Here is a 26,075-nt window from a genome sequence, read left to right on the forward strand (position 1 = left end):
GCCGCGTACCGTTCTTCGCTGGCTACCGAGCCACCGCTGTGAACCAGGCCAGCGTGATCGCCACGGTCATCATGGACAGCAGCAGAGCGTCCAGCGGATCTGGCCGTGTCGGCAGGAACTGTGGCAGCAACGCACCGCCCGGCAGAGCACACCCTGCACTGGTCAACCTGACGACGAACAGCCCAAGCCCAAGCCCTACGATCCCACTACCAGCACAAACTCGGCCACCCAGCTTGAGACTTACTCGTCTAGGGCTCGAGCGTGGCGGGCATGTTGAAGGCGGCGACGTGACGGGCACCGATGAAGGCGTTGCTCTCTACGATCTTCCCGTTCTCGATCCGGAGTACGTCGACGACCAACGCCTCGTAGTGCGGGCTGCCGGGCCGGCGGAGATAGTTGATCAGTGCCGGGCGCCCGTTGGCCGAGCTGGGGAACGTACGCCAGTCGAGCGGTCGGCCGAGGAACTCCGCGGCCGCGTCGATCCCGACGACCGGCGGCTCGGGCGGCATCGTGATCCGTACGTCCTCGGCGAGCAGTGCCCGAATCGTCTCCGAGTCCTTCGCGTTGGCGTAGCGGCGCAGAATCTCTTCGTCCTCACTGGTGAGCTGCGGGCGGCGCCAGTCCTTCGGGTCCGACGGAGCGCGCCGCCGGAGGGTGTGGCGGGCCCGCTGGAGGAGGCTGTTGACGGCCGCTACGGCAGTGTCGAGCGCCGCGGCGATCTCCTGCGGCGTCCAGCCGTAGACGTCGCGCAGCACGAAAGCCGCCCGCTGCCGCGGCGGCAGGTACATCAGCGCTGCGATCACGGCCAGCTCGACGGTCTCCCGGGCGGCGAGACCGGTCTGCGGATCGTCGGCCAGCAGAGCGTCGGGATAGGGACCGAGCTCCGTGGACCACTCCAGCGGATCACCGTACGGTACCGTCCGGTGACCGGCCGCCTTGCGGCTGTCGAGGAAGACGTTCGTGGCGATCCGGTAGAACCAGGTGCGCGCCGAGGCCCGACCCTCGAAGCGGTCGCGAGCCCGCCAGGCACGCAGGAAGGTCTCCTGCACCAGGTCGTCCGCGTCGGTGACGTTCCCGGCGAGGCGGTAGCAGTGGACGTGTAGCTCACGCCGGTGCTCGTCGAAGGCGCGCTGCAGCCAGACCGCCTGCTCATCAGGCGAGTCGGACATGTGGTTTCCCCGGGGCTGAGTGGTCCGCACAACCGTACTGACGACCGCGGACCCATCCGTCATCGGTCACCGATGACGATCGCCGACTCGGTCGTCTGTACCTGTGACCGATCCCCATTCCACGAAGGAGATAGCCATGACGGCAACCCCCGCGTCCAGCGCTGCCGCGCCCCCGGTCGTCGACCGGGAGACCTGGCTGCGCGAGCGCGACGAACTGCTGGTCCGGGAGAAGGCCCATACCCGCGAAGGAGACGCGATCGCAGCCGCTCGTCGTCAACTGCCGATGACCTTGATGCCGACGGTGACGGTGCGGGGCCCTGGCGGGGACACCTCGCTGCTGGAGGTGTTCGAGGGCCGCCGGATGCTCATCGCCTACTTCCACATGTGGCACGACGGCAAACCGTACGAGCAGCAGTGCGAGGGGTGCACCTTCTCGACCTGTCACATGCAGATGCTGGACTACCTGCACGCTCGGGACGTCACCTACGCCGTGTTCTGCGAGGGTCCCTACGACGAAAGTGCCCCGTTCGCGGAGTTCATGGGCTACAGGTTCCCCTGGTATTCGGCGAAAGACTCCGACCCGGCTCTGGTCGACGGTCGTGGATGCGGGTTCATCGCGTGCTACCTGCGCGACGGCGACAAGGTCTACGAGACCTACTGGACCACCGGGCGGGGCGTGGAGGCGTTGATGACCACCTACCACGCCCTGGACCTCACGGTGTACGGCCGGCAGGAGAACTGGGAAAACTCGCCTCAAGGCTGGCTGCGGGTCACCGGGCACCCGTGGCGTCTCAACGGCCGCCCCACCGCGCAATGGTCACGCCCCGGCGTCGTACCGCGATGACGTCCTGACGATCGGGCAGCGCGGTGCCCTGACGGACCTACCCGAGCAGCGTCGCCACCGCGGCCACGGTGACCAGCGACAGCGTCGTGGTCACCACCACCGCCCGGTTGGCCACCGCCTCGCCGACGCCGTACTCCTGGCCGTAGATAAACGTGTTCTGCGCTGTCGGCAGGCCCGCGCACACCACCACGGCGAGCAACTGCGATACGGATAGGTGCAAGGCCAGCCCGGCCGCGTACGCGATGACCGGCTGCGCGACGAGCTTCAACGCGGTGATCACGGCCAGCTCGGCCAGCTCGGCCGGCTCGGCCGGCTCGGCCGGCTCTGCCCGCGACGGCGCCGTGCGGTGCAGCGACGCGCCGAGCGCGACCAGGGCGACCGGTACCGCGGCACCCGACAGCAGGGTGAGCGACGCGCCGGCCGCCGACGGCAGATGCAGGCCGGCAGCCGAACACGCGACACCGAGCAGCGACGCCAGGAGCACCGGGTTGCGTACCGGCAGGGAGGCGATACGGCGGACCCGTACCCGCCCGGCCGGGTCGCTGTGCCGGTCCAGGGCGACCAGGATCACGGGGGTCACCACCAGCACCTGCAGCAGCACCACCTCCGCCAGGAACGACACGTTGCCGAGAACCTGCGTTGCGATCGGGATGCCGAGGTTCGCCGAGTTCACGTACCCGGCGGCCATGCCCCAGATCGGCCGTTCGCCAGGCTCGCGACCGAACAGTCGGCTCGCGCCGACCCACCCGAACCCGATGACTGCGGCCGTGCTCACTCCAAAGGCGAGCAGCGAACGGCCGTCGAACTCGGAAAGCGGCATTCGGGACAGGGCTAGGAACAGGGCCGACGGCATCGCAAGATGGAACACGAACCGACCGAGCACCGACGCCACCGCCTCGCCCAGCAGGCCCCAACGACAAGCCGCGTAGCCGATCGCGGTAAGAATCCAGATCGGCACGAACGCCGACACCAAGCTCATCTTGACGTCACCGGCGCACCGGCGTCGCGCCGGCTCAGGGACCGGCGGGCGTCCGGGGCGTACGAGTCGAGAAAGCCGGCGACAATCTCCACTTGGGCGAGGAGGTCATCGACCTGCCGCAGGGTGAGCCCGGTTTCGTGGCACCCCACCGCGCTTTTGTCGACATTCAGATACATCGATGCATCCATGGTGCGACCAGACAACCGGGGCAGCCGGCGGATGTCCCCGTGTACGTTGATCGGGAAGCCACGCAGTCAGCCTCGCATCCCGTCCAGACCGAGCAAACATCCCACTCCCCCGCAGCTTCACGGGGTCATCCCCAACGTGCACCGGGCAGAACCCATGCGCTGTAACCAAAATGGCATAACAGCGGTCAGGTACGCCTTGTTGACGCGTTGTAAGTTCTAATTGGCAAAGCCGGCCAGGGCCAGACCGCCTGACCAGTAAGACCGACGGCATCGGATGCCGGCCTCCAGGCCCTGGGTCGCCTCGCCCGATACGCTGCCGGCATGCTGCCGGGCCTGGACACGATGCCGCTGACTGGCCGGGAACGCGAGTTGGCGGCGGTCACGGCGGCCGTGCGGGCCGGTCGTGTCCCCGGGGTACTGCTCGTCGGAGCGGCCGGGGTCGGCAAGACCCGGCTCGCGCAGGAGGCGGCGGCCGGTGCCCGGGCGGCCGGGCGGCGGGTGCTGACCGTCCGGCCCACCGCCGCGGGTCGCCGGTTGCCGCTCGCCGCGCTCCTCGGCCTGCTGCCCGGCGACCCTCGGGACGCGGCTGCACCGCCCGATACCGGGGCCGATCCGGCCACGCCGGCCGTGGGCCTGGTCGAACGCGGCCTACGCGGGCTGCGCCGATTGGTCGAGGGCACCCCCACGGTGCTGCTGGTCGACGACGCGCACCTGCTCGACGAGGTGTCCGCCGCCGTCGTACACCAGTTGGTCGTCGAACGGAGTGTCAGCCTGCTGGCCACGCTTCGGATCGACGAACTCGGAACCGGTTTCTCCGCCGCACCGGCCACCTCGACCGCCGGGTCGGTCACGCAGCTGTGGAAAGACCGGGACGTGCTCCGGATCGACCTTGCCCCGCTTTCCGACGCCGACACGGACACGCTGGTCAGCGCGGCACTGCGCGGCCCGGTCGAGGGCCGCACGCTGCGTCGGCTCCGGCAGGCCACCGGCGGCAATCCGCTGTTCCTCCGGGAGCTGCTGATCGCCGCCCGGGAAGCCGGCGTCCTGGACCGCGCCGGTGGGGTGTGGCGGCTGACCGGCCCATTGCGTCCGGTGCCTCGGCTCGTCGAACTGCTCCGGGACCGGCTCGCCGTCTCCGAACGGGCCGAACAGGACGCCCTCGAACTGCTCGCCCTCGGCGAGCCGGTGCCGCTGGCCGTCGCCGTGGACCTGGTCGGCGCGGCCAGCCTGGAGACGCTGGAGCGACGCGGGCTGCTCACCGTGGAGACCTCCATGCGGCGCCGCAGCGTACGGCTGAGCCACCCCCTCTACGGCGAGCTGCTCCGCGCCGACCTGCCGGAACTCGCCCGGCTCCGGCACAGCCGGCGGCTCGCCGACGCACTCGACGCGGTCGGCGTCCGCCGTGCCGAGGACGTCCTGCGGGTCGCGCTGTGGCGCCTCGACGGCGGCGGGAGGGTGCACCCGCAACGGATGCTCGCGGCGGCGGACCAGGCCGCGTTGATCCGGGAGTACGCCCTCGCGGAGCGGCTGGCCCGGCACGCGTACGACAGTGGCGCCGGGGTGCCCGCCGGGCTGGTCGAGGTGCGGGCGATGCTGGCGCTCGGCCGGGTCGACGAGGCGCTGCGCCGCTGCACCCACCTGGCCACGGAGGCCACCGGCGACGCCGAACGGGCGGAGGTCGCCATCCAGCACGCCGCCGCACTGGCCCACCAGGGTGACGACCTGCGCGCCGCCCGGGAGGTGCTGGACGCGGCGCCGGTGACCGAACCGCGATGGCGGGAGGCGATCACCGCCTCCCGGTACTACCTGCGCTCGTACGGGCTCGACTGTTCCGCGCTGGACCCGGCCCTGGCCGCGTACCGGGCGGCGGACACGGTGGAGGTCCGCCTCGCCGCCGCCAGCGCTGCCGCAGCGGCACTGATGCTGGCCGGCCGGCATGCCGAGACCGCACACCTGGTCGCTCAGGTCGCCCCGCTGGCGGCCCGGCACACCGGACCGAGCCGGGTGCACGGGGACAGCATGCGTCCAGCCGACGCCTGGATGCGGTGCAACCTGCTCGACCCACTCGGCGCGCTGACGCAGGCCGAACAGACGTACCAGGCGAGCCTGCATCCGCCGGACCGGGCGGCGCAGGCGCTCGGCGCATTCACGCTCGGCCTGGTTACGTTGCTGCTGGGACGGCCGGCGACCGCGCTGCGCTGGGCCACCGAGGCGTACGTCGTCGCCGAGCGGCTCCAGCGGGCGCTGCCCACCTGCCGGTGGGCGGCGGCGGTCCGGTTGCAGGCGGCGGCCCAGCACGGCGCCGCGGACGAGGTGGCCGCGGCCGTTGCTGACCTGGACCGACACCGGGGTGGCCCGGACCGGAACCGCCTCTTCGAGATGGAGGTCGCCCGGGCACTGGCCTGGCACGCCGCCGTCCGCACCGACCAGGCCGGGGTCCGCGCCGTCCTCGGCGAGGAGATCGCCCGGCACGGCGAACAGGGTGCCCTCGGGTCAGCCGTCCTCGGCGCGCTCGACCTGGTCCGGCTCGGAGAGGCCGACCTCGCCGCCCGGTTGCTCGGCCGGTACCCACCGCCGTCGGGTTGGGTTCTGGGCCAGCTCGTGCTCCGGTACGCGTCGACCGCGGCGACCGACGCGCCCGAGCTGTTCACTGTCGCCCGGGAGTTCGCCGGATACGGCCTGCCGCTGCACGCGGCCGAGGCGGCGAGCCGGGCCGCCGGGGCTTGGCGAGCCGCAGGCGAACCCCGACCAGCGACCCGGGCCCAGTTGTTCGCCGAGGTCCAACTCGGCCGGGCTGAACCGGCGGCCACCCCCGCGTTGCGGATGGCCGGCCCGGTGAGCGGACTGACCGAGCGGGAGCGGGAGGTGGCGCTGGCTGCTGCCCGGGGCGAACCGACCCGGCTGATCGCCGACCGGTTGCACCTGGCCGAGCGGACGGTCGAGAACCACCTGCACCGCGCGTACGGGAAACTTGGCGTCACCGGCCGGGCCGGCCTGCGCCAGGTGCTGGATTCCGCCCCGGTCGCACCCCGGCAAGCCGAACCGGCCGGCAGGCCGGCGGACTGAGCACCCGACCGCACAGATCTGAGTACCCCCGTACTCATGCCCTGCGGCTCGTGCCGTGCTGGAGTTACCCGGTCCCCGTGCCGGCGTACCCCGGTCGGGTCCGGCCGGCCCGGTCCGGCGGTCCCGGCCCGGCTCCGTCGGCCGACTCCGTCGCCGGCCTGGTCCGCCCGTCCGACCGCGGAGCCGAACCGGTCCTGCGTCCAGAAGGTTGCCCGTCGATGCGCGTTCCCGTGCTCTTCCGCCGACTACTCGCCCTGCCTCTCGCGGGGGCCCTCGTGGTCGGCGCCCTCATCCTCGGCGTCCCGACACCGGCCCAGGCCGACCCGCCCCGGGTCGTCCTGACCGCCTCCTGCGGTGTCGCCGCGCTCTCCTGGGACACCGGCACCATCGGCGGCACCGAGACCTGGCCGACCACCATCCGCCGCAACGACGTGATCATCGACCGGTTCGAGATGACGGACCGGGGCAGCCGCCGGTACGGCGCGGTCGACGGAGACGTCTTCGTGGTACGCCGCGACGGGCTGCCCGACCAGAATCTCGTGTTCCGCGCGCCGGGGGGCTGCACCGGCGCTGCCCAGTTGACCGTGACCGCCCAGACCGAGTGCTACGGCGTCGAGCTGCGGCTGGCCAACGCCGGCAGTGAACCGATCCGGGGGCTGCGGCTGCTCTCCCCCGCCGCGCCGGCCCCCGAGGAACTGGCCCCGGTGGCACCCGGCGCGGCGACCGTGGTGCTGCGGCTCGCCGACGGCGACAACTACCTGCTGGCCAGCGGCGGAACCGGTTCGGACATGGTGACCTGGTTCGCCGGGACGTACCGTGTCCCGGCGGGCTGCGGCCCGGATGCGGTCTCGGTGGCGGTGACCGACGCCTGCGACGGGGCGCGGATCGAGCTGACCAACCGGGCCGAGGGCGCCGTCCTGTTGCGGGTGACGGTCGACGGTCGGACGGCAGCGGACCGCAGGATCGCGGCCGGTGCCCGGGACGTCTTCACGGTGCCGGCCGAGCCCGGCGCGGAGGTGGTGGTGCGAAATCTCGACCTCGACCTCGAGCTCGCCCGGCACACCCGCACGGCGACACCCTGCCCGCCGTCGCCCTCCGCGACCCCGACCGACGGTGGTCCGGGCACCCCAGGCACCCCGGGCACCCCGAGCACCCCAGGCACCCCGGGCACCCCGAGCGCCCCAGGCACCCCGGGCACCCCAGGCGGGCCGGGCGACGGTGGTTCCGGTGGCGATGACGGCGGCGGGCTGCCGGTCACCGGCGCGTCCGTGGCGATGCTGGTCAGCGCGGGTGCGCTGGTCGTCGGTGCCGGTCTGGCGCTGCTGCTGGCCGCCCGCCGACGGCGCACCCGGTTCAGCGCCGACGGCTGATTCCCTCGGGAGGCGTTCGAGGATTCCGCTCGAACGCCTCCGCCGCGCAACGACGCCCACGTGGCCCGGCTAAGAGCGACCGGCAGTAGGGCGGTGGAGGCGAGGCGGGTCTTGGCCGAGGGTGGCAAGGCGGAGGAGGAGGCCATGCCGGTGTTGCATGGCCGACGACGACAACGCCGCCAGCCGAAGTGCCAGGGCGCGCCGGAGCCCCGCCAGCCCTACTGCCGGTCGCTCTAAACCAGGGGCACTGCTCGTAACCCGCCGCCGCACCACCTCTCAGGCCGTTGAGGCCCGCTGGCAGAGTGAGAGTCTGCTCAGACCCCATGCGGTACGAGGGGCGTCCGACGCACTAGCATTGCTGCGATCTGCGGCGGCTGAAACGAGGCGAGATGCGTTGGCTACGGCAGTTGCTGGGTAGCAAGCGGGTCCAGCTCGATCCAGAGCGGCAGCAGGCACTGCTGCGAGATGTCCGGCACCGGTACGGCACCGGCTCGCCGGTCCATTTTCCGGAGCAGGTCGAAGCGATCACCCGGATGCTGGACGACGACGACGGCCTGGTGGTGGCGGCCCACATGGTCAGCGAGGCCGCCGACGCGGCTCACGCGGACCTGCAGGCCCAAGCCCACGACGTGCACCGCCGCACGGGTCGGCGGCTCCTGGTGCACCGCCGAAACTACCGGCCGCTGTGGAAGGAGGCCGGACCGGCGCTGCGGTGGCCACTGTTCGCGCTGCCGCGCGGCCTCCACCCGTACGTGCAGGTGACCGCCGCCGTCTCAGTGGTCGGCAGCCGCGCCCCCCGGCTCGGCCAGGTGGCCGACCCGAACCTGCTCCTGGCCCGCGTGTTCGAGGTGCTCGACCTCACCATCATCGGCTGGGAGTACGGCCAGGTGCGGGTGGACACCGACGCCGCAGCCCTGGCCGATCGACTGATCTCGACCGCCGGGCAGGTTCTCACAGCCATCGACGACCCGCCCCGGCTGCCGCCTCCGGTCCGCGAGATGATGCGCCGCAACAACACCATCGACGTCCACGATCCAACCGGTCCTCACGTGGTCGGCGGCATCAATCCGGGCGCACGGATGCGGGAGAGTCTGCTGGTGTAGAACACCGAAGCGGACCACGATCGAGAACTGAATCCTCGTACAGCGCGCCTTCCTGACGATCGATTCTGGTGTTACCAGGCGCTCGCCCGCTCGACCTCGCCGCCCCAGCCGTTCCTGCTGGGCTGAGCATGGGAAACGATCGTTGTCTGCCGTGCGGGCGTCGCGGGCGTCACCCATTTCCGATGGTGCGGCAATCCGACCGCCATCGCGTGAGGAAGCCGGAAGGAAGATCAGATGATCACAGATCCGACGATCCTGCGGATCGGCGAGGCCGTGCAACTCAACCACGGAGGCGAGCGAGAAGCCGCTCGCCGCATGTTCGAGGAGATCTGGGAAGAGATCGGCGGAGAGCAAGGCGATCCCCTGCAACGCTGCACGCTCGCACATGCGATGGCCGATGCACAGGACGACGTCGAGCAGGAGCTGCTGTGGGACCAGCGGGCGCTGACGGCGGCCGGCCTGATCACCGAGGAGCGGATCGCGGAGGCCGGGGTGATGCTCTCGGTGGAAGGCCTGTACCCCTCGCTGCACCTGAACCTTAGCGAGTGCTACCGCAAGCTCGGCGACCTCGATCGGGCTCATGAGCACCTCAAGCAGGCACAGGCCACCATCGGGGCATTGGGCGACGACGCGTACGGGCAGTTGATCAGGGACGGTCTCAAGCAGATGACCGAGCGGTTGCGTTGACCAAGCCGCGCCGGATGACCCCGCCCCATTCCTGGTCGACACCGGGCTGATAGCGGGAACGGCGAAGATGACCAGTAGCGGGATCACGTACGCGTCGCACATCCGCACGAACCTTAGCGGCCCTCTCACTGGCCAAGCCTTCAGATTCGTAGTGCACGATCATTGAGTACGGTCGACTCGCCGACCCGCCACCGGTCCACTAGGGACTGTTGGTGAGCAGTTGCACAACATAGCGTTGCGGGAGACACCCCTTCCAACAGAGAGGGCGATCCCATGCCATTCGGGCTCTTCGAAGTTAGGCGGGGTTGAGGTGTCCGCGGTGGCGTCGGGTACGAAGAGCCAGTTTCCTCGCCCATGGTCTGTGAGGAAGTAGGGGCCGGTAGGGAGGTTCGGCTGATTGGCTCTTCGCGGTGCATTGTCCACGGTGCCATGGGCCGCCGATTTGGTGCAGCGTAATCCCTCGCTTCTGCCAGTAATCCGATTCATTCCTCAGCCGCTCAATGATGCCACGGAGTTCCTTCGCTGAGTACTGTGCGTCATGCATCCGGACTCGATCTCGCCACGGTTCAGCCGAAATCGCCAGGTCGAACGAATTGTCGAGCGGATGATGTCCTCCGCGCAGCCGGATCGATGTCGACGGCAGCGAAGACAACCGCCGTCATGCGCACTCGAAGTGCGCGCGGATGCTGCGGATCTGTGCCCGATGATCGACACAATCCGATTCGGACGTGGGCTACGAGGTACCGACGGACCTGCCTGGCAGACGCTGATTGTCGGCGGGCTACAGGTTGTTGATCCGGGCCAGCAGCTCTTCCTCGGTCAGGTTTTCCAGGACCGCATCCTGCTTGCGGCCCAGGACTGCCAGCAGCTTCTCCTTCTCCAGCTTCTTGGCCGCTGCCGCCTTTGCGGCCTGGTCCTCCGCGAGGCGGACGGCGATGACGTGCTTGACGACCTCCAACTTGGTCTCCAAAATCGCCTTTGCCGGATTGGCCTCCGTGGTGACGAACGACTCGGTGTCGACGGCCTTGAGTTCGGCGTTGACCGCCTTGGCCACGTCATCGAGGCTGAAGCCGGACTTGGCGGTCAGCGGAAGCTCCCACAACTGCTCCGTGGTCAGCAATCCCTTGGCCGACGGATAGCGGAACTTCTCCCGCGTGGCCTGCTCAAAGATGGTCACGATGGCCTCTCTCCGATTTCTGGGTAGGGAATCAGAACTGGATGCTGGTGAGGCGGCGCCGGCCGCCGGTCATGGTCACCTTGGCGATCACAGAGCTGCGGACCGTGGAGCTGAAGCCGAGGCCGGACAGCTGATCCGGAGACGGCTCACACTTCGTGCGGTCGCCGAGAACCTCGAACACCTTGCGATGCGGTTGCAGGTCGCCGCGGAGGAACTCGTTGTAGATCCCCCGCGTCGGCTGGTCGTTCACGCACCCCTTCAGGATGAAGAAGTAGTGCCGGTTGCCGACCTCGTTGTCGTCGAAGTAGTTCGGCGAGTACATGATCGTGGACACCGGCACGAACTGTTCGGTGGTGATGCCCCACAACTCCTTGCCCGCACTGCCCGGCTGCACGTCCTTACCCGGCCGGAAAGCGGTGATCACCCCGCCGACAACCGTCATCCGGCCCACCTCGACGGTCTCTTTGTGGCCGACCGCGCGCTCGTGGCTGTAATGCTCGATCTTCCCGTTGCTCTCGGTCTCGATCACGAAGCCGACGTCGCTGCTGTCCCGCTTGCGGTACTGGTTCACCTCGATCCGGTACTCACCGTCGGGGACACGGTCGGTCCAGGTGACGTTCTCCACCGGCTCGCGGGAGAGCGTCCCACCCGCGTTCATGTCGACGTCCAGCTTGTTGCGCTTCTCCTGGTACCAGATATGGTCGCCGTTCGGTTCGAACACATGCAGGTCGAGGTCGTCGTGGTTGAACCAGGACAGGCTCACCCGCAGCCTGCCGGTGACGTTGCCGCCGGCCCGCTTGACCTTCTCCTTGATCGAGTCGGTGACGTTGCCGTTGTAGGACCAGGCGAAATCGTTGTCCCAGGTGAACAGCCGCGGGGCGGCCGGGTGCCGGCCGGTGGTGAGACTGACGAGGTGCGGTTCGTGGCTGTTGGCGACCCACAGGTCGATGGTCGCGGCACCGGGCAGGATGTCTTTGATGAAGGAGACCACCGGAACCTCCTCCGGCTTCGCGTGATGGAGGCGCGCACCTGACGACCTGGTGGTGGCCGCCTGCATGAGCAGCCCTTCGATGCCGTCCTTCATCCGCGACTGGGTGTCGTTGTCGACCCACAACACGTTGGTGACCGACACGTCGGACAGCCGGGCGAACCGTCGCTGCAACGACTCCTCGATGCCCAGCTCGTCGATGGTCTTCATGGCGGCCTTCACCATGACCGGGGTGATCAACGCCCTGGGGCGCTGGTAATTCTGCGGCGCCACCTTCGTCTCGAACGACCGGACCGCCTGCTCCAGGTCGACGCCCACGGAGAGGTCCTGGGCGAGGGTGCCGATCACCGTGTTGCGGAACCGGGCCGCCGGGTTCATGGCGTTGGCGAAGACGAAGGCCCGTCCGTCGGTCGCCTTCGTCCACCGGTTCTGCAGCGACCGGAACTCGGTCACCGCCCGACGATGCTCCGTGCCACGGTAGAGGGCGTTGTCGTCGATAAGGTCGACGACGGTGTCCAGAGCGTGCTGGCTCAGCTCGGCCAGGCCACGCTGGAAGACCTGCACCGCGGCGTCGAACTGGCCCTGTGCCGCGCCGACGTCTTCGCTGCGATGCCGCTTCTCCACCCGGCCGTGCAGGTGGTGCCACACCTCGACCTGGCCGTCGCGCAGCGTTCGGGTGGTCTTCGTCCCGTACTGAGCCTGAGTGCACCGGAAGATGGTGGACAACGGCAGCGACAGAACGAACTCGTCCAGAGCGGCGGCGACGACGGAGAAGACCGGGTCGGAGGCCGACACCCCGGACCAGACGGTACGGACCCGCCCGTCGTCGATCTCAACGACGTTGCCGAAGTGCTTGATGAAACCGCGGCAGGTCGAGCAGTCGTACTCGGATCGCTCACGGAACCGCAGATTGGTGCCGGCGGGGAAGGAATCGAGGAAGGTGAGCCAGAGTGAGTCCCGGTCGAGACCGTCGCCGACGATGTACAACTCACCCTTGGACATCGTGGACAGACGCGTAGTCACATCCGTCACGAACTGCTGGAAATCGTCCACCGTTCCATCCCCCTTGATCGCGGAGATCTTACGGAGCGAGCGCCAACCGGAGAAACACGTTTCCGGTTGGCCGAATGGCCACGGACGGGCGCCGGTGGACGGCGGCCAGTCGACCGGTACGGCGGTGGGGTGCCGGTCGTGCGGTCAGCAGTTGACCGATGGCGCCGTTGAGTACGCCCCGGCTCAGGCTGTGGTTGCCTTGCCGGTCGACTGAATCGACGGTGACGAACCACCGTACGGCGTGCACTGGAGACCGCCTCGGTGGTGCGGTGGGCGGCAGGGCGTGCGTTCGTCTGGCTCGACGACGAAATCACCGACACCGACCGGCGTTGGGTCGCCGCACACCACCCACACCCGGCGCTGCTGCACCGCGTCGATCCGCATGTGGGACTGGCCGACACCGACCTCACGGCAGTCCGGCGGTGGCTCGACCACCGAGACACGGAAGTGTGACCCGCTGCGCCGTCCCTCACAGGCTCGCGCAGCTCGATGTGGTCCGCGACCAGCTGCTCACCCTGGCCGACCGGCTGCCGACGCCCGGGACGTACGCGGCGAACAGTTGATGGTTGCCGGGATCACACCGGCAGGAAGGAACAGGTGGATGTAGTTGAGTGTTCAACTAGATGTCACCGCCTCATCTCTTTCTCAACGCGTGCGGGGGGATTACGGAAAACGGAGGACATCATGGATAGCAGCGCGAGTCGTCGCAGTGGCTCCATCGGCACCGTGACCCAAGAGGGCATCCCCGAACAGGTGGATGTAGCCATCGTCGGGTCCGGCGGTGCGGGCCTGATGGCGGCACTGACCGCGGCCAAGGAGGGTGCACGAGTCCTGGTCGTCGAGTCCCGGGAAATCGTGGGCGGCGCTACGGGCATCTCTGCGGGTGCCGCGTGGATTCCCAACCACGGCTTCTCGACCAAGAGCCTGAAGGTGAAGGACGACCTGGAGCAGGCGCGACGCTACATTTACGGCGAAGGCCGCGACAAGGTCCTCGACCCCGACCTGGTGGAGAAGTTCCTGGTGACCGGACCGCAGGTTGCGCGGTACATCGAGGAGCACACGTCCTTTGGTTGGATCCCCACGATCTGGCCCGACTACCGCTCCGACATCGATGGCGCCTCCGTCGGTCGGGCGCTCTTCCCCGGCCCCTACTCCCCCACGGGGCTGGGAGATGCCGCGAAGTACGTGCGGCCAGCCCTGACGACGGGCATGGCCAAGAACCCGCTCCCGTTCTGGTTGCTGGGTGGAATCGGCATCGATGACGTCTGGCTCGCCGGACCGGCGCTGGTGGGGGCCCTGCTCGAGGCCGGCCTGCGCAATGGCGTCGACGTGCGGGTCGAGGCGCCCGCGACCCGACTCATCATCGAGGAGTCGGCGGTGCGGGGGATTGTCGTACGAGCTGACGACGGCGTGGAGCACACCGTTCGCGCCACCAGGGGTGTCCTGCTGGCCAGCGGCGGGTTCGAGAGCTCGAGCGACCTGACGACAACGTATCTCGACGCGCCATTCGGCGTGCAGGTCTCCCCCAAGGGCCACGACGGCATCGCGGTTCAGCTGGCCAAGGACGTGGGCGCTGACCTGACCGGTATGGAGGACGCCTGGTGGATGCCGGGCGTACAACTGCCCGGTGAAGAACTGGAGGGCCGTCCGCTCAGTCGCGTCTTCCTGGGCGAACGAGCGCTGCCACACAGCATCATGGTGAACAGCAACGGGGAGCGCTTCGCGAACGAGGCGCTCGCCTACGACCAGTTCGGAAAGATCATGCGCGAGGTCGACTCGGAGACGGGCACCATGCCGAACGCCACGGCGTGGCTGATCTTCGACCAGAACTACTGGACGAAGTTCGGGATCTTTGGCGTGACTCCAAGGGGACCCGTCCCCGACTACCTCCACAGCGCCGACACCTTGTCGGAGCTGGCCGCCAAGATCGGGGTCGACGAGGTCGGACTGCTCCGCACGGTCGACCGGTTCAACCCGGAAGCGCGCCGAGGTCGTGACCCTCAGTTCAACCGCGGTGAGACCCTGTTCGACCGCTACTTCGGCGCCTACTACCCCAGGCTGGGCAGGTACTCGCCCGATGCGCTCTTCCCCGCCGCGACGGCGAAGGCGCGGATGCGTATCGCCGCCCTGCTCGGTCCGGTCGTGCGCAAGCTGGCGGGGCGGGTGGCGAAGAAGGCCGACCCCGAGCGCCTGCGTTCCGTCGTGGTCGGCCCCCTGGCGAAGATCATCCGCCCGATGCTGAAGAGCCCGAGGTCGAGCGTGCTCGGCCCGGTCGACACCGCGCCCTACTACGCGCTCAAGGTGCAGGCCAGTGCGCTCGGAACGGTGGGTGGTCCCCGGACCGACGCATCGGGACGCGCGCTGAACACCGAAGGCAAGACCATCCCCGGCCTGTACGCCGCCGGCAACGCGGGTGGCGCTCCCATGAAGGGGTTCTACGGAGGCGCCGGAGGGACGATCTCGCTGGGGCTGGTGTTCGGCTACCTGGCGGGCCGCGACGCCGCGCGACGGCAAGGATGACCCTCCCCGTTGGTGGCCCCGACCGTCGAGACGACGGTCGCGGCCACCCCGCACTGCCAACCGAGACCTTGGACAGCCTGGTCATCGGCGGCGGGCAGGCTGGCCTCGCCGCGTCCTTCTTCCTCCGGGAAAGGGGCATCGATCATGTGGTTCTCGATGCCAACCCGGCGCCCGGGGGCGCCTGGCAGCACCGCTGGGACTCGCTCACCATGGAGGATGTCCATGGGGTCGCCGACCTGCCGGCCGCACCGGCGCCAGCGCGGTCGCACCGGCGGGCCAACGAGGTGATCCCTGCCTACTTCGGAGAGTACGAGCGGCGGCATCGGCTGCCGGTGGTCCGACCCGTCCACGTCACTCGTGTGGAAGCCGACGGTGATCTGCTTCTGGTGCACGCCGGCGAGCGGCGATGGCGTACGCGCACCCTGGTCAACGCAACCGGCACCTGGACGCGACCGTTCGTGCCGTACTACCCAGGGATCACGTCGTTCACCGGCGAGCAGCTCCACACCGTGGCTTTCCCCGGGGCCGAGCACTTCCGCGACAGGCGGGTGCTCGTCGTCGGTGGCGGCGCCTCGGCTGTGCAGTTCCTCGGTGAGCTTGCACCGGTCACCGACACCCTGTGGGTCACCCGGCGTCCACCGGTGTGGCGTGACGACGACTTCGACTCCGAGGCCGGTCTCGCCGCCGTGGCAAGGGTTGAGGAGCGCGTACGCCAAGGACTTCCACCGGCCAGTGTGGTGAGCGTGACCGGCCTGGCGCTGCGGCCCCAGGAGCGTCGCGCGGCGGAGCTCGGCGCCTACGTGCGGCGTCCCATGTTCTCGGTGATCGAGCCGGACGGGGTGCGGTGGGCCGACGGTTCCTTCGAGGCGGTGGACGTGATCTTGTGGGCAACCGGATTCCGCGCTGCTGTCGACCATCTGGCTCCGCTCGGACTGCGGTCACCGCAGGGCGGCATCGCCCTCGTGCAGGTCCCCGGCAACGTTCAGGGCGCCACCACGGCCGTGCGAGATCCGCGCGTGCAGTTGGTCGGCTACGGCCCGTCAGCGAGCACCGTCGGGGCGAGCCGGGCCGGACGGGCCGCCGCAGCCGCCGTCGTGCGGCACCTGGCGCGCGACGCCGCGGCGACACCGTCAGCGTGGAGGTGACCTCGGAGCACGCGTGGCGCTGCACCAGCAATGAGGCCATGCACGTCGGGGTGCTCCGGTGCCACCGGGTGGTGCCGACGCGGGTGGCGCACCCTCCCCACGCACGTGGGGGTGCTCCGTTGGGGTTGCCCCGGGACCTTGCTGAGGCGAGGATACGGCAATGACAGCGCTCCAGCCGGCACGATCCGCGGCGCCGAAACCCTGCACTGTGCCCCGCGTGCGGCGGATCGTGGCACCGGCATGACGGCCGCCCATCGTCACCGCCCGGTCGTCACGCTGGCCGCTCTCTACGGCGCGGGTGGCAGCGTCGTCGGGCCCCGGGTGGCCGAGCGGCTCGGCGTGCCGTACCTCGACCGGGCGATTCCGGATGCGGTCGTCCGGCAGACCGGCCTGCCTTCGGACGCCGTCGCGGATGTCGACGATCAGCCCCACAGCGCCATGCGGCGGCTGGTCGCCCGCCTTGGCCGCAGCACGACCGCCACCGGCGGCGCGGCCGGGTCCGCCGAGCACCTCGACCTGGCTGAACGCACGGTGCGCGCCTACATTGAGGAGGCCCTGGCTCGGGCGAGTGCGGCCGGCGGGGTGGCGCTCGGACGGGGCGGCATGGTCGTTCTGCGGTCGGTGCCCTGGGCCTTGCACGTTCATCTGGGCGGGCCGCAGGAAAACCGCCTGCGGCAACGGATGGTGATCGAGGGCATCGACCGGGAGACCGCCGCGAGGCGGCAGCGGGTCGAGGACCGCACCCGCAGGCAGTACGTACGCCGCGCGTACGGCGTCGACGGCGATGACCCCAGCCTGTACCACCTGATGATCGACTCGACCGCGATCGACCTGGATACCTGCGTCGACTTGATCGTGGCGGCCAGCCAGGCGCGGGTCCGGGCATTGGAGGGCCAGGCGTGACGAACGAGACGGCATCCTTGGGGGCTCGGGGCGACGCGCCGGCACGGTTGCGGCGTGCCCAGTACCTCGGTTACGCCGCCGGAGACGTCGGGAACAATCTCACGTTCTCGCTCGCCGCGACCTTCCTGCTCATCTACTACACGGATGTGGTCGGCATCGCGGCGGCGACCGCGGGCACCCTGTTCCTGGTCATCCGGATCTGGGGCGGAGTCACCGATCTGTTCGCCGGCCGGATCGTGGACTCCACGTCCACGCGGTGGGGACGGTTCCGCCCGTACGTGCTGTTCGGATCGATTCCACTACTGGCGCTCAACGTCGCCCTGTTCACGATCCCGAGCGGCCTGAGCCCGGGGGCGAAGGTGACGTACGCGTACGTGTCGTACGCCCTGTTCAGCCTCGCGTACAGCTTCGTGAACATCCCGTACGGCTCCCTTTCGGCCGCGATGACGCAGCTGCCCGAGGAACGCGCCAAGCTCTCCACCGCCCGCATGGTCGCCTCCAGCCTCACCATCCTGCTCATCGCCGTCGTCGTGGCGCCGCAGATCCAGAGTGCGGACAATCTGCAGCGGTCGCTGACGGCCATCACCGTCGCGTTCGGCGTGATCGGCTTCGTCCTGTACCTGGGCACCTTCGCCACCTCCCGGGAATCGGTGCATCGCAGCACCGCAAAGGTCAGCATGGGTCGCACGCTGGCCATGATGCGCCACAACCGTCCGCTGATCGTGTTGTGCGTATCCACTCTGCTGTGTCTAGCTGGCATGTTCTCGTTGCAGACGGTGGGGGTCTACTACGCCCGCGACGTGCTGAGCGACGCGAAGCTGTACATCGTGCTGGTCGTCGCGCAGAACGTCGGCATGATCGTGTCTGCCCTCGCGCTGCCCAAGGTCATCGACGTGCTGGGCAAGAAGGGCGGCTTCCTGGCTGGCGGCGTGGTTGCCGCCGTCGGCGGCGTCGGGCTGGCCCTGGCTCCCGGAGCACAGCCGTGGCTGGGCACCCTGGCCTTCGCCGTGCTGGGCGTCGGGCTGGGCATCACCAACACGCTCATCTTCGCGTTCCAGGCAGACACCGTCGATTACGGCGAGTGGCGCAGCGGCGTCCGGGCCGAGGGCAGCAGCTACGCCGTGCTGTCGTTCACCCGTAAGGCGGGGCAGGGCGTCGGCGGCGCCCTCGCGGCGTACACCATCGGTGTCGGTGGTTACATCTCCGGCGGCGTCAGCCAGACCGACGCGGCGGTCACCTCGATCCGGGTGGCTGCCGGGATCGTCCCGGCCGCGCTGATCATTGGCGCGGTCCTGGTCATGCTGGCCTACCCGCTGACCGAGAAGGCTTTCCGGGCGATGGTGGCCGAGACGGCGCAGCGCCGCGCCGCCGAGACCAACGGGACTCCGGCCGCGGCGGACACGACGGGCCCGCAATAGGGTTGGCGGGGCTGTGGTGCGCCCAGTCGCTCCTGTTGGGCTCTCTCATCACGGTGGTCCGACCAGGGTCAGCACGGATTCCTGCGGAGCGAAACCGGCCGGCATGCCGGGGCAACGCCAGGTGCCGGCCGGCGCGTCGGGCGGCAGCCACTCGAGCCGGAAGGCGCCGAGGGCGAGGTCGAGATCTTCCAGGGCAGTACGCAGCGCCGGGTCGGTCAGGGGGGTACGAAGGTGCTCGGCCCAGAGCCGGACCCGTAGGTCGCGCACCGCGGTGCCGGTCGTCACCGTCGCGACGGTCAGTTCGGTGTCGACTCCCGCCATTGACCGGCTGAAGAAGTTCGCCGATCCGACGCTGGCGAACACGTCGTCGACGATGACGAGCTTCGCGTGCACGGTCAGGTGATTCACCCGCCAGAGTCCCACGGTGCGGCGCAGGTGTGGCGGCAGCGGCTCGATGAGCCGGTCCTGCAGATCCTGGTTGAGCGTACGGTTGATCAGCGGTGCGCGTTCGGCCGGGTCGCGGGTGCCCGAGCCGACGAGGATCACCTTGACCCCTCGCATGGCGGCCGCGCGCAGGTGGGGGTAGAGCCCGTAGCGGTCGTCCCCGCCGGGGTACTCCTGGAAGTACTGATCCTCGATGTAGACGTACCTGCGCGCCGCGCCGATCGCCTGGACCAGGGCCAGGTAGACCTCCTGGACGCCCTCCGGTGGCACCGAGGTGTAGTGTCGCCGACCCCATGGCACGAGCGAGTCGACGTACCAGGGCCCCACCGAGCGCAGCAGTTGGACGGCGACGCCCGACGCCGGAGCCTGTGGCTGCGGCGCCGCCGGTGGGATCTCGGATGTGATCAGTGACGGGTTGAGGACGGGGAAGCGCCGCGGTGTCCAGATGAACCGGCGGCGGGGCAGGCTCGTTCCGTTGATCCAGCGCATCCGGAAGACGTGCCAGACGTCGGCGGTCGCCGGCCCCCGCACGATGGCGCCCGCGTCGTGCCATCCCCAGCGTCCGCCACGGACGGTCAGCCGGCGGTGCGGAAACTCGTCGATGCGGTTGGCGGCGTAGTCGAATCCGCCGACCGCAGCGGTGATCTCGTTGTCACGCCGCACCAGCGTGAACTTCTGATGATTGGTGCCGATACCGGAACCGGACCAGTCGAGCAGCACCCGGCCCCGCAGCGGCTGCTGCCCGGCCGGTGCCTTTGCCGACCGCCAGTGCCGTAGCCGGTGCGCGGTGCGTACGTTGTCCCGGAACGGCCCGATCTTGAGATTCCTCAGGCTGCTGGCCACGACCGCTCCGGCCAGCACCACTCGTACGTCCACGCCGCGCTCGGCCAGTCCGGCCAGCAGTTCGCCGAGCGGCTCGTACCCCGGCTCGCCCGGCTTCCGCCCGGTCAGGTCCATGTTGTGGTCGAGCTGGAGCCCACAGATGTACACCGCGTCGCCGGGGCCGGCCGAGCCGAGCAACTCGCGCATCCGCAGCATCCACTGCCGGCCGTCGACGACCATCTCGACCGTCGAGTCCTCCCGGTGCACCGGTACCGCCGGTGCGAGGTACCGGCCGATCAGCTGATCGAGGCCGGGCCGGTCCACGGAGCCGTCGGACCGGCCGCCGGCAACGTCCACCATGAGGGCAAACTATAACCTCGGTGCGATCGGCCCGCCCGCCATCGGCGGCCCCGGTCGGCCGTAGGCCACCCCGCAGCGGCGTGTCGTCGACGCGGTCGACAGCGGCGAGTTTTGAACCAGAATGAACAGGGCCACGAACACGTGGGGCGACACCATGGGGTGGACGATGTCACGGCGGTGGATCAGCGTCGCATGGCCGCTGGCACAGCAGAGCGCGGCCGCGGTCGTGGCCTGGCTGATCGCCGTGCATGTGGCGGGCCACGCGGAGCCGTTCTTCGCCCCGGTCGCGGCGGCGATCGGGCTGAACGCCACCCAGGGACGCCGCGGCTCGAACGCGGTACGGCTGCTGACCGGCGTCCTGATCGGCGTTCTTGTCGGCGAGGCAGCGGTCTGGCTGGTCGGAGGTGGTGCCTGGACCCTGGCGGTGGCGGCGTTCCTCGCGATGCTGGTTGCCCGGTTGGTGAATGATGCCCGGATCATCCAGGCCCAGGCCGCCGTTGCGGCGATCCTCGTCACCGTCTTCGGGCAGCCGGAGCAGGGATGGGACCGGTTGGTGGACGCGTTCATCGGCGCCGGGGTCGCAGTCGTGTTCAGCCAGGTGTTGTTCGCCCCGGAACCGCTGCGGTTACTGAGGCATGCCGAGGCCGCAGTCCTGTCCAGCTTGGCGGACGCCCTGAGGATGACCGCCGACGCGTTCGAATCCGGTGACGAGCAGCGCGCGGCGGCTGCCACGACGAAGCTGCGGGACCTGCGGGACAAGCTCGCCGCGCTCAGCACGACCCGGAAGGCCAGCGACCGGATCGTCCGCCACTCGCTGACCTGGCGGCGGCGGGCGGGACTGGTCGTGGCCGAACGGGAGCGCGCGGATCATCTCGATCTGCTCGCCGGTAGCTGCCTCATGCTCGCCCGTACGGCCTTGGCCATTGAGGGCCCCCTCCGCGCCCCGCTCGCGGCCGTGGTCCGGCAGCTGGCGGCCGCGATGGACGGCCTCGCCACGGACCCGGGGGACCGGCCCAATCGGCAGCACGCCGCCGACCGGGCCGCGGAACTGGCGAGGTGGCTGGTCGAGCACGGCGGGCAGGTGCCGGCCCGATCACCGCTCGCCGCCGCGTACGCCAGCATCCGGATGGTCGCGGCCGACGTCATGGTGTTCGCCGGGGTCGACCCCGAACAGGCGTTCCAGGATACGTTCCCAAGGCGGCGGGAGGAGTAGCTATGCGGCGGTGGGGCCGTCGCTGCCGGCCTCGTACTCTTCCAGCGGCACGGCGTCGTCGCGCCAGGCGCGCAGTACCGGTTCGACGATCCGCCACGTCTGCTCGGCCTGGTCGCCGCGTACCGACAGAGTCGGGTCACCGGCGAGCACCCCGGCGAGCACCTGGCCGTAGGCGGGCAGGTCTCCCGGCTCCGGGTCCACTTCCATGCCGGCCCGTCCGACGGTCCTCGGCTCTCCGGGGCCGTTGAGGTTGAAGTCCAACCGCAGCGTCTCAGGATCCAGCCCGATGTGAATTCGGTCGGGCCGCTGGTAGCCGTGCAGGCCTTCGGGAATCCAGTTGGGCTTCTTGAAGGTGATCACCACACGCTTGTCCAGGTTCCGCAGCGCCTTGCCGGTGCGCAGCCGGAACGGCACACCGGCCCAACGCCAGGTGTTCACCTCGACCACCATCTCGGCGAAGGTCTCGGTTCGCCGGGCCGGATCGACACCGTCCTCGTCCACGTACGACGGCACCACCTTTCCGCCCACCCTCCCGGCGGTGTACCGGGCCCGCCGGCTGGCGCGTACCGGATCGTTGTCCCACACCCGGGTAGCTCGCAACACCGTTGCGGCGCCGTCGCGAACGTCCCGGGCGCTGAGGGTGCTCGGCGGCTCCATGGTCAGCAGGGACAGGACGTGCAGGGCGTGGCTCTGCAGCATGTCGACCAGGGCGCCGGCGCCGTCGTAGTAGCCGGCCCGGCCCTCCAATGCCAGGCTCTCCTCCAGCAGGATGTCGACACTCGCGACGTGGTTGGAGTTCAGAACCGACTCAAGCATCCGGTTGGTGAAGCGCAACCCGAACAGGTTCAGCACGGTCGACAGGCCGAGGTAGTGATCCACGCGGAAGATCTGGCTCTCCGGCACCAACCCGGTGACCAGTTGGTTGAGGAACTCGGCGCTGGCCAGGTCACCGCCGAACGGCTTCTCCATCACCAGACGCGTCGTCGGTGGCAGATCAATTCCCGCGAGTGCCCGGCAGGCCCGTTCCGTGGCAGCGGGCGGCAACGCGAAGTACAGGATGAGCGAGCGCGACGAGCATGCGTTCAGCAGGCGGACGAGATCCTCCCTGACGGTGACATCGGCCGGCACGTAGCGCGTCGTGTCGACGATCGTACGAAGCTGTGGCGTGTCCTGCGGCTCCGCGGCGAAAATCTGCCGTACCCGGTTCCGCCACTGGTCATTGTCCCAGTCGAGCCGGTCGCTGCCGATCAGCTCGATCTCCAGCCCACGCCGACTCACCAGCCCGGCCAGGCCCGGCAGCAGCAGGCGAGCGGCGAGATCACCGGCCGCGCCCAGCACGACCAGCGTGGGGGCGGGATCCGTCGAAAAGTCTGGTGGCGAGATCACCGGCCTACTGTCTCAGCTTGCCCCGGCGGTGCGTCAAGGCAGAATGGTGCGATGCGGGTGGAATCGGTGACCGGACCTGTCGTTTACCACGGTGAGGGCCCGGTTTGGTACGAGGGCTGGGGTGGCCTGCGGTTCGTGGACATGCTGGCCGGAGACGTCATGTGCCTGATGAGCGATGGCTCGCTCGAACGCCGCCACGTCGGCTCGGTCGCCGCAGCGGTCCGGCCCCGGCGCGGCGGCGGTGCGGTGATCGGTGTGGCGCGCGGCTTCGCTCTGGAGGACCCCGACGGGACGGTGACGTCGTTGCCGCAGGTGTGGAGCGATCCCGGCGTACGGATGAACGAGGGCGGTTGCGACCCGGACGGCCGCTTCTACTGCGGTTCCATGGCCTACGACCAGTCGGTCGGCGCGGGCGCGCTCTACCGGCTCACCGCGGACGGCTCCGTGGAGGTCGTGCTGGAGCACGTCACGGTCTCCAACGGGTTGGAGTGGAGCCCCGACGGTTCGCGGGCCTACTACAACGACACCGCGACCCTTGCCATCTCCGTGTTCGACTACGACACCGCCACCGGGTTGACCAACCGGCGTACCTTCGTCGAACTGCCGGACGGCGGCCGTCCCGACGGGCTCACCGTCGACGCCGACGGCGGCGTCTGGACGGCCGTGTCCAACGGTGGCGCCGTCCACCGTTACAGCCCCGACGGCGTGCTGGTGGAGAAGCTCGCGGTGCCGGCACGCAAGGTGACCGCCTGCACCTTCGGCGGCGAGCACCTCGACCAGCTGTTCATCACCACCTCACAGGAGAACATCGACACCCGCGAGGACCCGCTGGCCGGATGCCTCTTCCGCGCCGAGGTGGGAGTCAAGGGCATTCCGGTGCGGCTCTTCGCCGGTTGAGGACGACCCGGATCGGGTCGGCCGGCCATGGTGAACTGCGCCTACCCACGTCATCGAAGGGATTCGACTTGTCAGACCTGACTCATCCGTGGCAGAACACCTCCTTGCCGCCCCGAGAGCGCGCCGAGAAGCTCGTCCGGGCCATGACGCTGGAGCAGAAGATCGCCCAGCTGCACGGCGCCATGGAGACCATCGACATCTACGCCCTCGCGGCGCAGGCCACAGACTCCGAGACGGGCCTGGAGCAACTCGCCGCCCAGATCCGGGTGGAGCGGCACGTCACCGCGATCGACGAACTGGGGATCCCGCGCTTCCGAATCACCAACGGTCCGGTGGGAGTCGGCATGGGCGACGGCACGCCGAGCCCGCCGGCCACCTCCCTGCCGATGACCATCGGCCTCGCTGCCGGGTTCGACCCCGAGCTGGCGTACGCCTACGGCGACATCATCGGCTCCGAGACGGCCACATTGGGCCAGCACGTCCTGGAAGGCCCGGGCGTTTGCCTGCACCGCACCACGATCGCTGGCCGCAACTTCGAGTACTTCTCCGAGGATCCGTACCTCACCGGGGTGATGGGAGTGGCGGTGACCAAGGCGATCCAGGCACACGACGTGATCGCCATGGGCAAGCACTACGTGGTCAACGACCAGGAGTACGAGCGGTTCCGGGCCAACGTCGAGGTCGACGAGCACGTGCTGCGTGAGCTCTATCTGCTGCCGTTCGAGATGCTCGTCAAGGACGCCGGAATCGGCGCGATCATGAGCGCCTACAACCGCATACGCGGCGTGTACGCCACCGAGTACCGCCACACGTTGACCGACATCCTGCGGACGGAATGGGGTTTCGAGGGGTACGTCCAGTCCGACTTCTGGTCGTGCCGCTCCGCCGCACCGTCGCTGAACGCCGGCATGGACCACGAGATGCCGGACGCCAAGTGGCTCAACGAAACCAACGTCAAGGCGGCCCTGAACGACACCAGCCTGGAGATCGAAACCGTCGACCGGGCTCTGGTCCGCCGCTACACGCAGATGTTCCGGTTCGGGCAGTTCGAGCGCCCGTACGATCCGGGCGAGATCGACGCCCGGGCGCACGGCGCAGTCGCCCGCACCATCGGGGCGCAGATCGCCGTCCTGCTCAAGAACGACTCCGGTGTGTTGCCGCTACGCCGGGACGCCGGTGCCATCGTCATCATCGGCCAGTCCACGTTCGTCGACGAGGCGTGCCTGGGCGGCGGCGGCTCCTCCAAGGTCATCCCCCTGTACACCGTCCGTCCTCTGGACGGCATGCGTGACGTGCTTCGCGAACTCGGTTCGTCCGCCACGGTGACCAAAGTGACCGTCGCCGACGACCTGTCGAATCTGGACGAGGCGAAGAACTCGGCCAGTGCGGCCGACGTGGTGGTGATCATGGCGGGTCTGGTGGCGACCGAGGGCGCGGATCAGCGGGATGCGAACATGCTCAACGAGCAGAACCGGATGATCGAGGAACTGCTGGGGGTCAATCCCACGACGGTCGTGGTGTTGAAGGACAGCAACCCGGTGCTGATGCCGTGGATCGACAAGGCCCCGGCGGTGCTGGAGGTGTGGAACCAGGGCGCCGAAGATGGGCACGTCGTCGCCGATCTGCTCTTCGGTGTCGTGAACCCGTCCGGCAAGGTGCCCACGTCGTACCCCAGGTCGGAGGCGGACACCCTGTATGCCGGTCACCCGGAGCGGTATCCCGGTACCGACGAGGGCGACGGCTACCCGGTGATCCGCTATTCCGAGGGCTTGGAGATCGGTTACCGCTGGTTCCAGGCGCAGGGCATCACGCCCCTGTTCGGCTTCGGGCACGGTCTGTCCTACACCAGCTTCGACATCACCGACGTGACGGTGCACGCCCCGGACGGCGCGCGTGCGCCGGTGACCGTGACGGCGTCGGTGACCAACACCGGCCCGGTGGCTGGGGCCGAGGTGGTGCAGGTCTATCTCGGCGTTCCGGTGCCGGGCCAGCCACCCAAGCGGCTCGTCGGTTTTCAGAAGGTGTTCGTAGCGCCCGGCGAGTCGAAGCCGGTGCAGATCACCATCGACCCGGCAGCGACGAACCACCCGTTCAGCGTGTGGGACTACGGCACCCAACGCTTCGCGATCAAGGCAGGGGCGTACGCCGTGTACGTCGGAAACTCGGCCGACAACACACCACACACGGCGACGATCACCGTACGGTAGGCCCAGCCGGCGGACATCCTCCCGGGACCTCTCTGAGCCGCCCCCGCCGCAAGGCGAACGCAACTCGCCGGTGCGGGGCCTGCAGCGCCGGGAGCCAGGTGTGGACGGCGTCGGCCCACGGCTCGTCGTCGCGTTC

Annotated in this window: 20 protein-coding genes; 13 read left to right on the forward strand and 7 right to left on the reverse strand. The window is 69.4% G+C overall.

The features are described from left to right. Positions 1 to 248: 248 nt before the first annotated feature. Entirely contained in the window at positions 249 to 1,169 is a 921-nt protein-coding gene (locus Vlu01_RS25350; RefSeq protein WP_204004135.1) for an RNA polymerase subunit sigma-70, read from the reverse strand. A 136-nt stretch (positions 1,170 to 1,305) separates the two neighbouring features. Here Vlu01_RS25350 and Vlu01_RS25355 point away from each other — a divergent pair, with 136 nt between their 5' ends. Continuing rightward, positions 1,306 to 2,013: a DUF899 family protein gene (locus tag Vlu01_RS25355; RefSeq protein WP_204004136.1), complete on the forward strand. Its 708-nt coding sequence runs from the start codon at positions 1,306 to 1,308 to the stop codon at positions 2,011 to 2,013. 37 nt (positions 2,014 to 2,050) lie between these two features. Here Vlu01_RS25355 and Vlu01_RS25360 read toward each other — a convergent pair whose 3' ends face one another. Together Vlu01_RS25360 and Vlu01_RS25365 are read right to left on the reverse strand one after the other, a co-directional pair. Beyond that, positions 2,051 to 2,992, reverse strand: coding sequence for an AEC family transporter (locus Vlu01_RS25360; RefSeq protein ID WP_204004138.1), 942 nt, complete (start codon positions 2,990 to 2,992; stop codon positions 2,051 to 2,053). Further along, positions 2,989 to 3,168: a hypothetical protein gene (locus Vlu01_RS25365; protein WP_204004140.1), complete on the reverse strand. Its 180-nt coding sequence runs from the start codon at positions 3,166 to 3,168 to the stop codon at positions 2,989 to 2,991. The genes Vlu01_RS25360 and Vlu01_RS25365 overlap by 4 nt, the downstream gene beginning before the upstream one ends. Before the next feature lie 333 nt (positions 3,169 to 3,501). Between Vlu01_RS25365 and Vlu01_RS25370 the strand changes: the two genes are divergently transcribed. The 4 genes from Vlu01_RS25370 to Vlu01_RS25385 all read left to right on the forward strand — a co-directional run bounded on the left by Vlu01_RS25370 (position 3,502) and on the right by Vlu01_RS25385 (position 9,406). Then, positions 3,502 to 6,246 carry an AAA family ATPase gene (locus Vlu01_RS25370; protein WP_204004143.1) on the forward strand — a complete coding sequence of 915 codons (2,745 nt, stop codon included), beginning with the start codon at positions 3,502 to 3,504 and terminating at the stop codon, positions 6,244 to 6,246. 218 nt (positions 6,247 to 6,464) lie between these two features. Next, complete coding sequence (locus Vlu01_RS25375; RefSeq protein WP_204004145.1) at positions 6,465 to 7,616, forward strand: hypothetical protein; 1,152 nt, start codon at positions 6,465 to 6,467, stop codon at positions 7,614 to 7,616. A 389-nt stretch (positions 7,617 to 8,005) separates the two neighbouring features. After that, on the forward strand, positions 8,006 to 8,719 hold the full coding sequence (locus Vlu01_RS25380; RefSeq protein WP_204004147.1) for a hypothetical protein: 714 nt from the start codon (positions 8,006 to 8,008) through the stop codon (positions 8,717 to 8,719). A gap of 234 nt (positions 8,720 to 8,953) precedes the next feature. Further along, entirely contained in the window at positions 8,954 to 9,406 is a 453-nt protein-coding gene (locus Vlu01_RS25385; protein WP_204004149.1) for a hypothetical protein, read from the forward strand. Positions 9,407 to 10,187: 781 nt separating this feature from the next. On the opposite strand, the gene Vlu01_RS25390 is transcribed toward Vlu01_RS25385, so the two are convergent. Both Vlu01_RS25390 and Vlu01_RS25395 read right to left on the reverse strand, forming a co-directional pair. Then, a complete protein-coding gene (locus Vlu01_RS25390) occupies positions 10,188 to 10,583 on the reverse strand; it encodes a hypothetical protein (protein ID WP_204004151.1) in 396 nt (131 codons plus the stop codon). Positions 10,584 to 10,614: 31 nt separating this feature from the next. Beyond that, entirely contained in the window at positions 10,615 to 12,624 is a 2,010-nt protein-coding gene (locus Vlu01_RS25395; RefSeq protein WP_204004153.1) for a DUF8224 domain-containing phage-derived protein, read from the reverse strand. A 261-nt stretch (positions 12,625 to 12,885) separates the two neighbouring features. Between Vlu01_RS25395 and Vlu01_RS25400 the strand changes: the two genes are divergently transcribed. The 5 genes from Vlu01_RS25400 (at position 12,886) to Vlu01_RS25420 (ending at position 18,610) form a co-directional block, all read left to right on the forward strand. Then, the gene (locus Vlu01_RS25400) at positions 12,886 to 13,077 is read left to right on the forward strand and encodes a hypothetical protein (RefSeq protein ID WP_204004155.1); all 192 of its coding nucleotides are present in this window, start codon (positions 12,886 to 12,888) and stop codon (positions 13,075 to 13,077) included. 144 nt (positions 13,078 to 13,221) lie between these two features. Next, positions 13,222 to 15,144: an FAD-dependent oxidoreductase gene (locus Vlu01_RS25405; RefSeq protein ID WP_204004157.1), complete on the forward strand. Its 1,923-nt coding sequence runs from the start codon at positions 13,222 to 13,224 to the stop codon at positions 15,142 to 15,144. Then, positions 15,141 to 16,289, forward strand: a complete 1,149-nt coding sequence (locus Vlu01_RS25410; protein ID WP_204004160.1) for an NAD(P)-binding domain-containing protein — start codon at positions 15,141 to 15,143, stop codon at positions 16,287 to 16,289. The genes Vlu01_RS25405 and Vlu01_RS25410 overlap by 4 nt, the downstream gene beginning before the upstream one ends. A 240-nt stretch (positions 16,290 to 16,529) precedes the next feature. Further along, complete coding sequence (locus Vlu01_RS25415) at positions 16,530 to 17,192, forward strand: cytidylate kinase-like family protein (protein ID WP_204004163.1); 663 nt, start codon at positions 16,530 to 16,532, stop codon at positions 17,190 to 17,192. Further along, complete coding sequence (locus Vlu01_RS25420) at positions 17,189 to 18,610, forward strand: glycoside-pentoside-hexuronide (GPH):cation symporter (protein ID WP_204004166.1); 1,422 nt, start codon at positions 17,189 to 17,191, stop codon at positions 18,608 to 18,610. The genes Vlu01_RS25415 and Vlu01_RS25420 overlap by 4 nt, the downstream gene beginning before the upstream one ends. 48 nt (positions 18,611 to 18,658) lie before the next feature. On the opposite strand, the gene Vlu01_RS25425 is transcribed toward Vlu01_RS25420, so the two are convergent. After that, a complete protein-coding gene (locus Vlu01_RS25425; RefSeq protein ID WP_204004169.1) occupies positions 18,659 to 20,236 on the reverse strand; it encodes a phospholipase D-like domain-containing protein in 1,578 nt (525 codons plus the stop codon). 166 nt (positions 20,237 to 20,402) lie between these two features. On the opposite strand from Vlu01_RS25425, the gene Vlu01_RS25430 reads away from it, so the two are divergent. Further along, the gene (locus Vlu01_RS25430) at positions 20,403 to 21,449 is read left to right on the forward strand and encodes an FUSC family protein (protein WP_204004172.1); all 1,047 of its coding nucleotides are present in this window, start codon (positions 20,403 to 20,405) and stop codon (positions 21,447 to 21,449) included. Here the strand turns inward: Vlu01_RS25430 and Vlu01_RS25435 are convergent, their stop codons facing one another. Further along, on the reverse strand, positions 21,450 to 22,835 hold the full coding sequence (locus Vlu01_RS25435) for a glucose-6-phosphate dehydrogenase (RefSeq protein ID WP_204004174.1): 1,386 nt from the start codon (positions 22,833 to 22,835) through the stop codon (positions 21,450 to 21,452). Positions 22,836 to 22,886: 51 nt separating this feature from the next. Between Vlu01_RS25435 and Vlu01_RS25440 the strand changes: the two genes are divergently transcribed. Beyond that, positions 22,887 to 23,732: an SMP-30/gluconolactonase/LRE family protein gene (locus Vlu01_RS25440; RefSeq protein WP_204004177.1), complete on the forward strand. Its 846-nt coding sequence runs from the start codon at positions 22,887 to 22,889 to the stop codon at positions 23,730 to 23,732. Between the two features lie 68 nt (positions 23,733 to 23,800). After that, positions 23,801 to 25,939, forward strand: a complete 2,139-nt coding sequence (locus Vlu01_RS25445) for a beta-glucosidase family protein (RefSeq protein ID WP_204004179.1) — start codon at positions 23,801 to 23,803, stop codon at positions 25,937 to 25,939. The last annotated feature ends 136 nt before the right edge of the window (positions 25,940 to 26,075 follow it).

Source organism: Micromonospora lutea (assembly GCF_016863535.1).
GTDB classification, from domain to species: domain Bacteria; phylum Actinomycetota; class Actinomycetes; order Mycobacteriales; family Micromonosporaceae; genus Micromonospora; species Micromonospora lutea.

Coding starts and splice junctions, on each gene's coding strand:
- Vlu01_RS25350 (WP_204004135.1), bottom strand. CDS start 1,169: ATGTCCGACTCGCCTGATGAGCAGGCGGTCTGGCTGCAGCGCGCCTTC.
- Vlu01_RS25355 (WP_204004136.1), top strand. CDS start 1,306: ATGACGGCAACCCCCGCGTCCAGCGCTGCCGCGCCCCCGGTCGTCGAC.
- Vlu01_RS25360 (WP_204004138.1), bottom strand. CDS start 2,992: ATGAGCTTGGTGTCGGCGTTCGTGCCGATCTGGATTCTTACCGCGATC.
- Vlu01_RS25365 (WP_204004140.1), bottom strand. CDS start 3,168: ATGTATCTGAATGTCGACAAAAGCGCGGTGGGGTGCCACGAAACCGGG.
- Vlu01_RS25370 (WP_204004143.1), top strand. CDS start 3,502: ATGCTGCCGGGCCTGGACACGATGCCGCTGACTGGCCGGGAACGCGAG.
- Vlu01_RS25375 (WP_204004145.1), top strand. CDS start 6,465: ATGCGCGTTCCCGTGCTCTTCCGCCGACTACTCGCCCTGCCTCTCGCG.
- Vlu01_RS25380 (WP_204004147.1), top strand. CDS start 8,006: ATGCGTTGGCTACGGCAGTTGCTGGGTAGCAAGCGGGTCCAGCTCGAT.
- Vlu01_RS25385 (WP_204004149.1), top strand. CDS start 8,954: ATGATCACAGATCCGACGATCCTGCGGATCGGCGAGGCCGTGCAACTC.
- Vlu01_RS25410 (WP_204004160.1), top strand. CDS start 15,141: ATGACCCTCCCCGTTGGTGGCCCCGACCGTCGAGACGACGGTCGCGGC.
- Vlu01_RS25415 (WP_204004163.1), top strand. CDS start 16,530: ATGACGGCCGCCCATCGTCACCGCCCGGTCGTCACGCTGGCCGCTCTC.
- Vlu01_RS25425 (WP_204004169.1), bottom strand. CDS start 20,236: ATGGTGGACGTTGCCGGCGGCCGGTCCGACGGCTCCGTGGACCGGCCC.
- Vlu01_RS25430 (WP_204004172.1), top strand. CDS start 20,403: ATGTCACGGCGGTGGATCAGCGTCGCATGGCCGCTGGCACAGCAGAGC.
- Vlu01_RS25440 (WP_204004177.1), top strand. CDS start 22,887: ATGCGGGTGGAATCGGTGACCGGACCTGTCGTTTACCACGGTGAGGGC.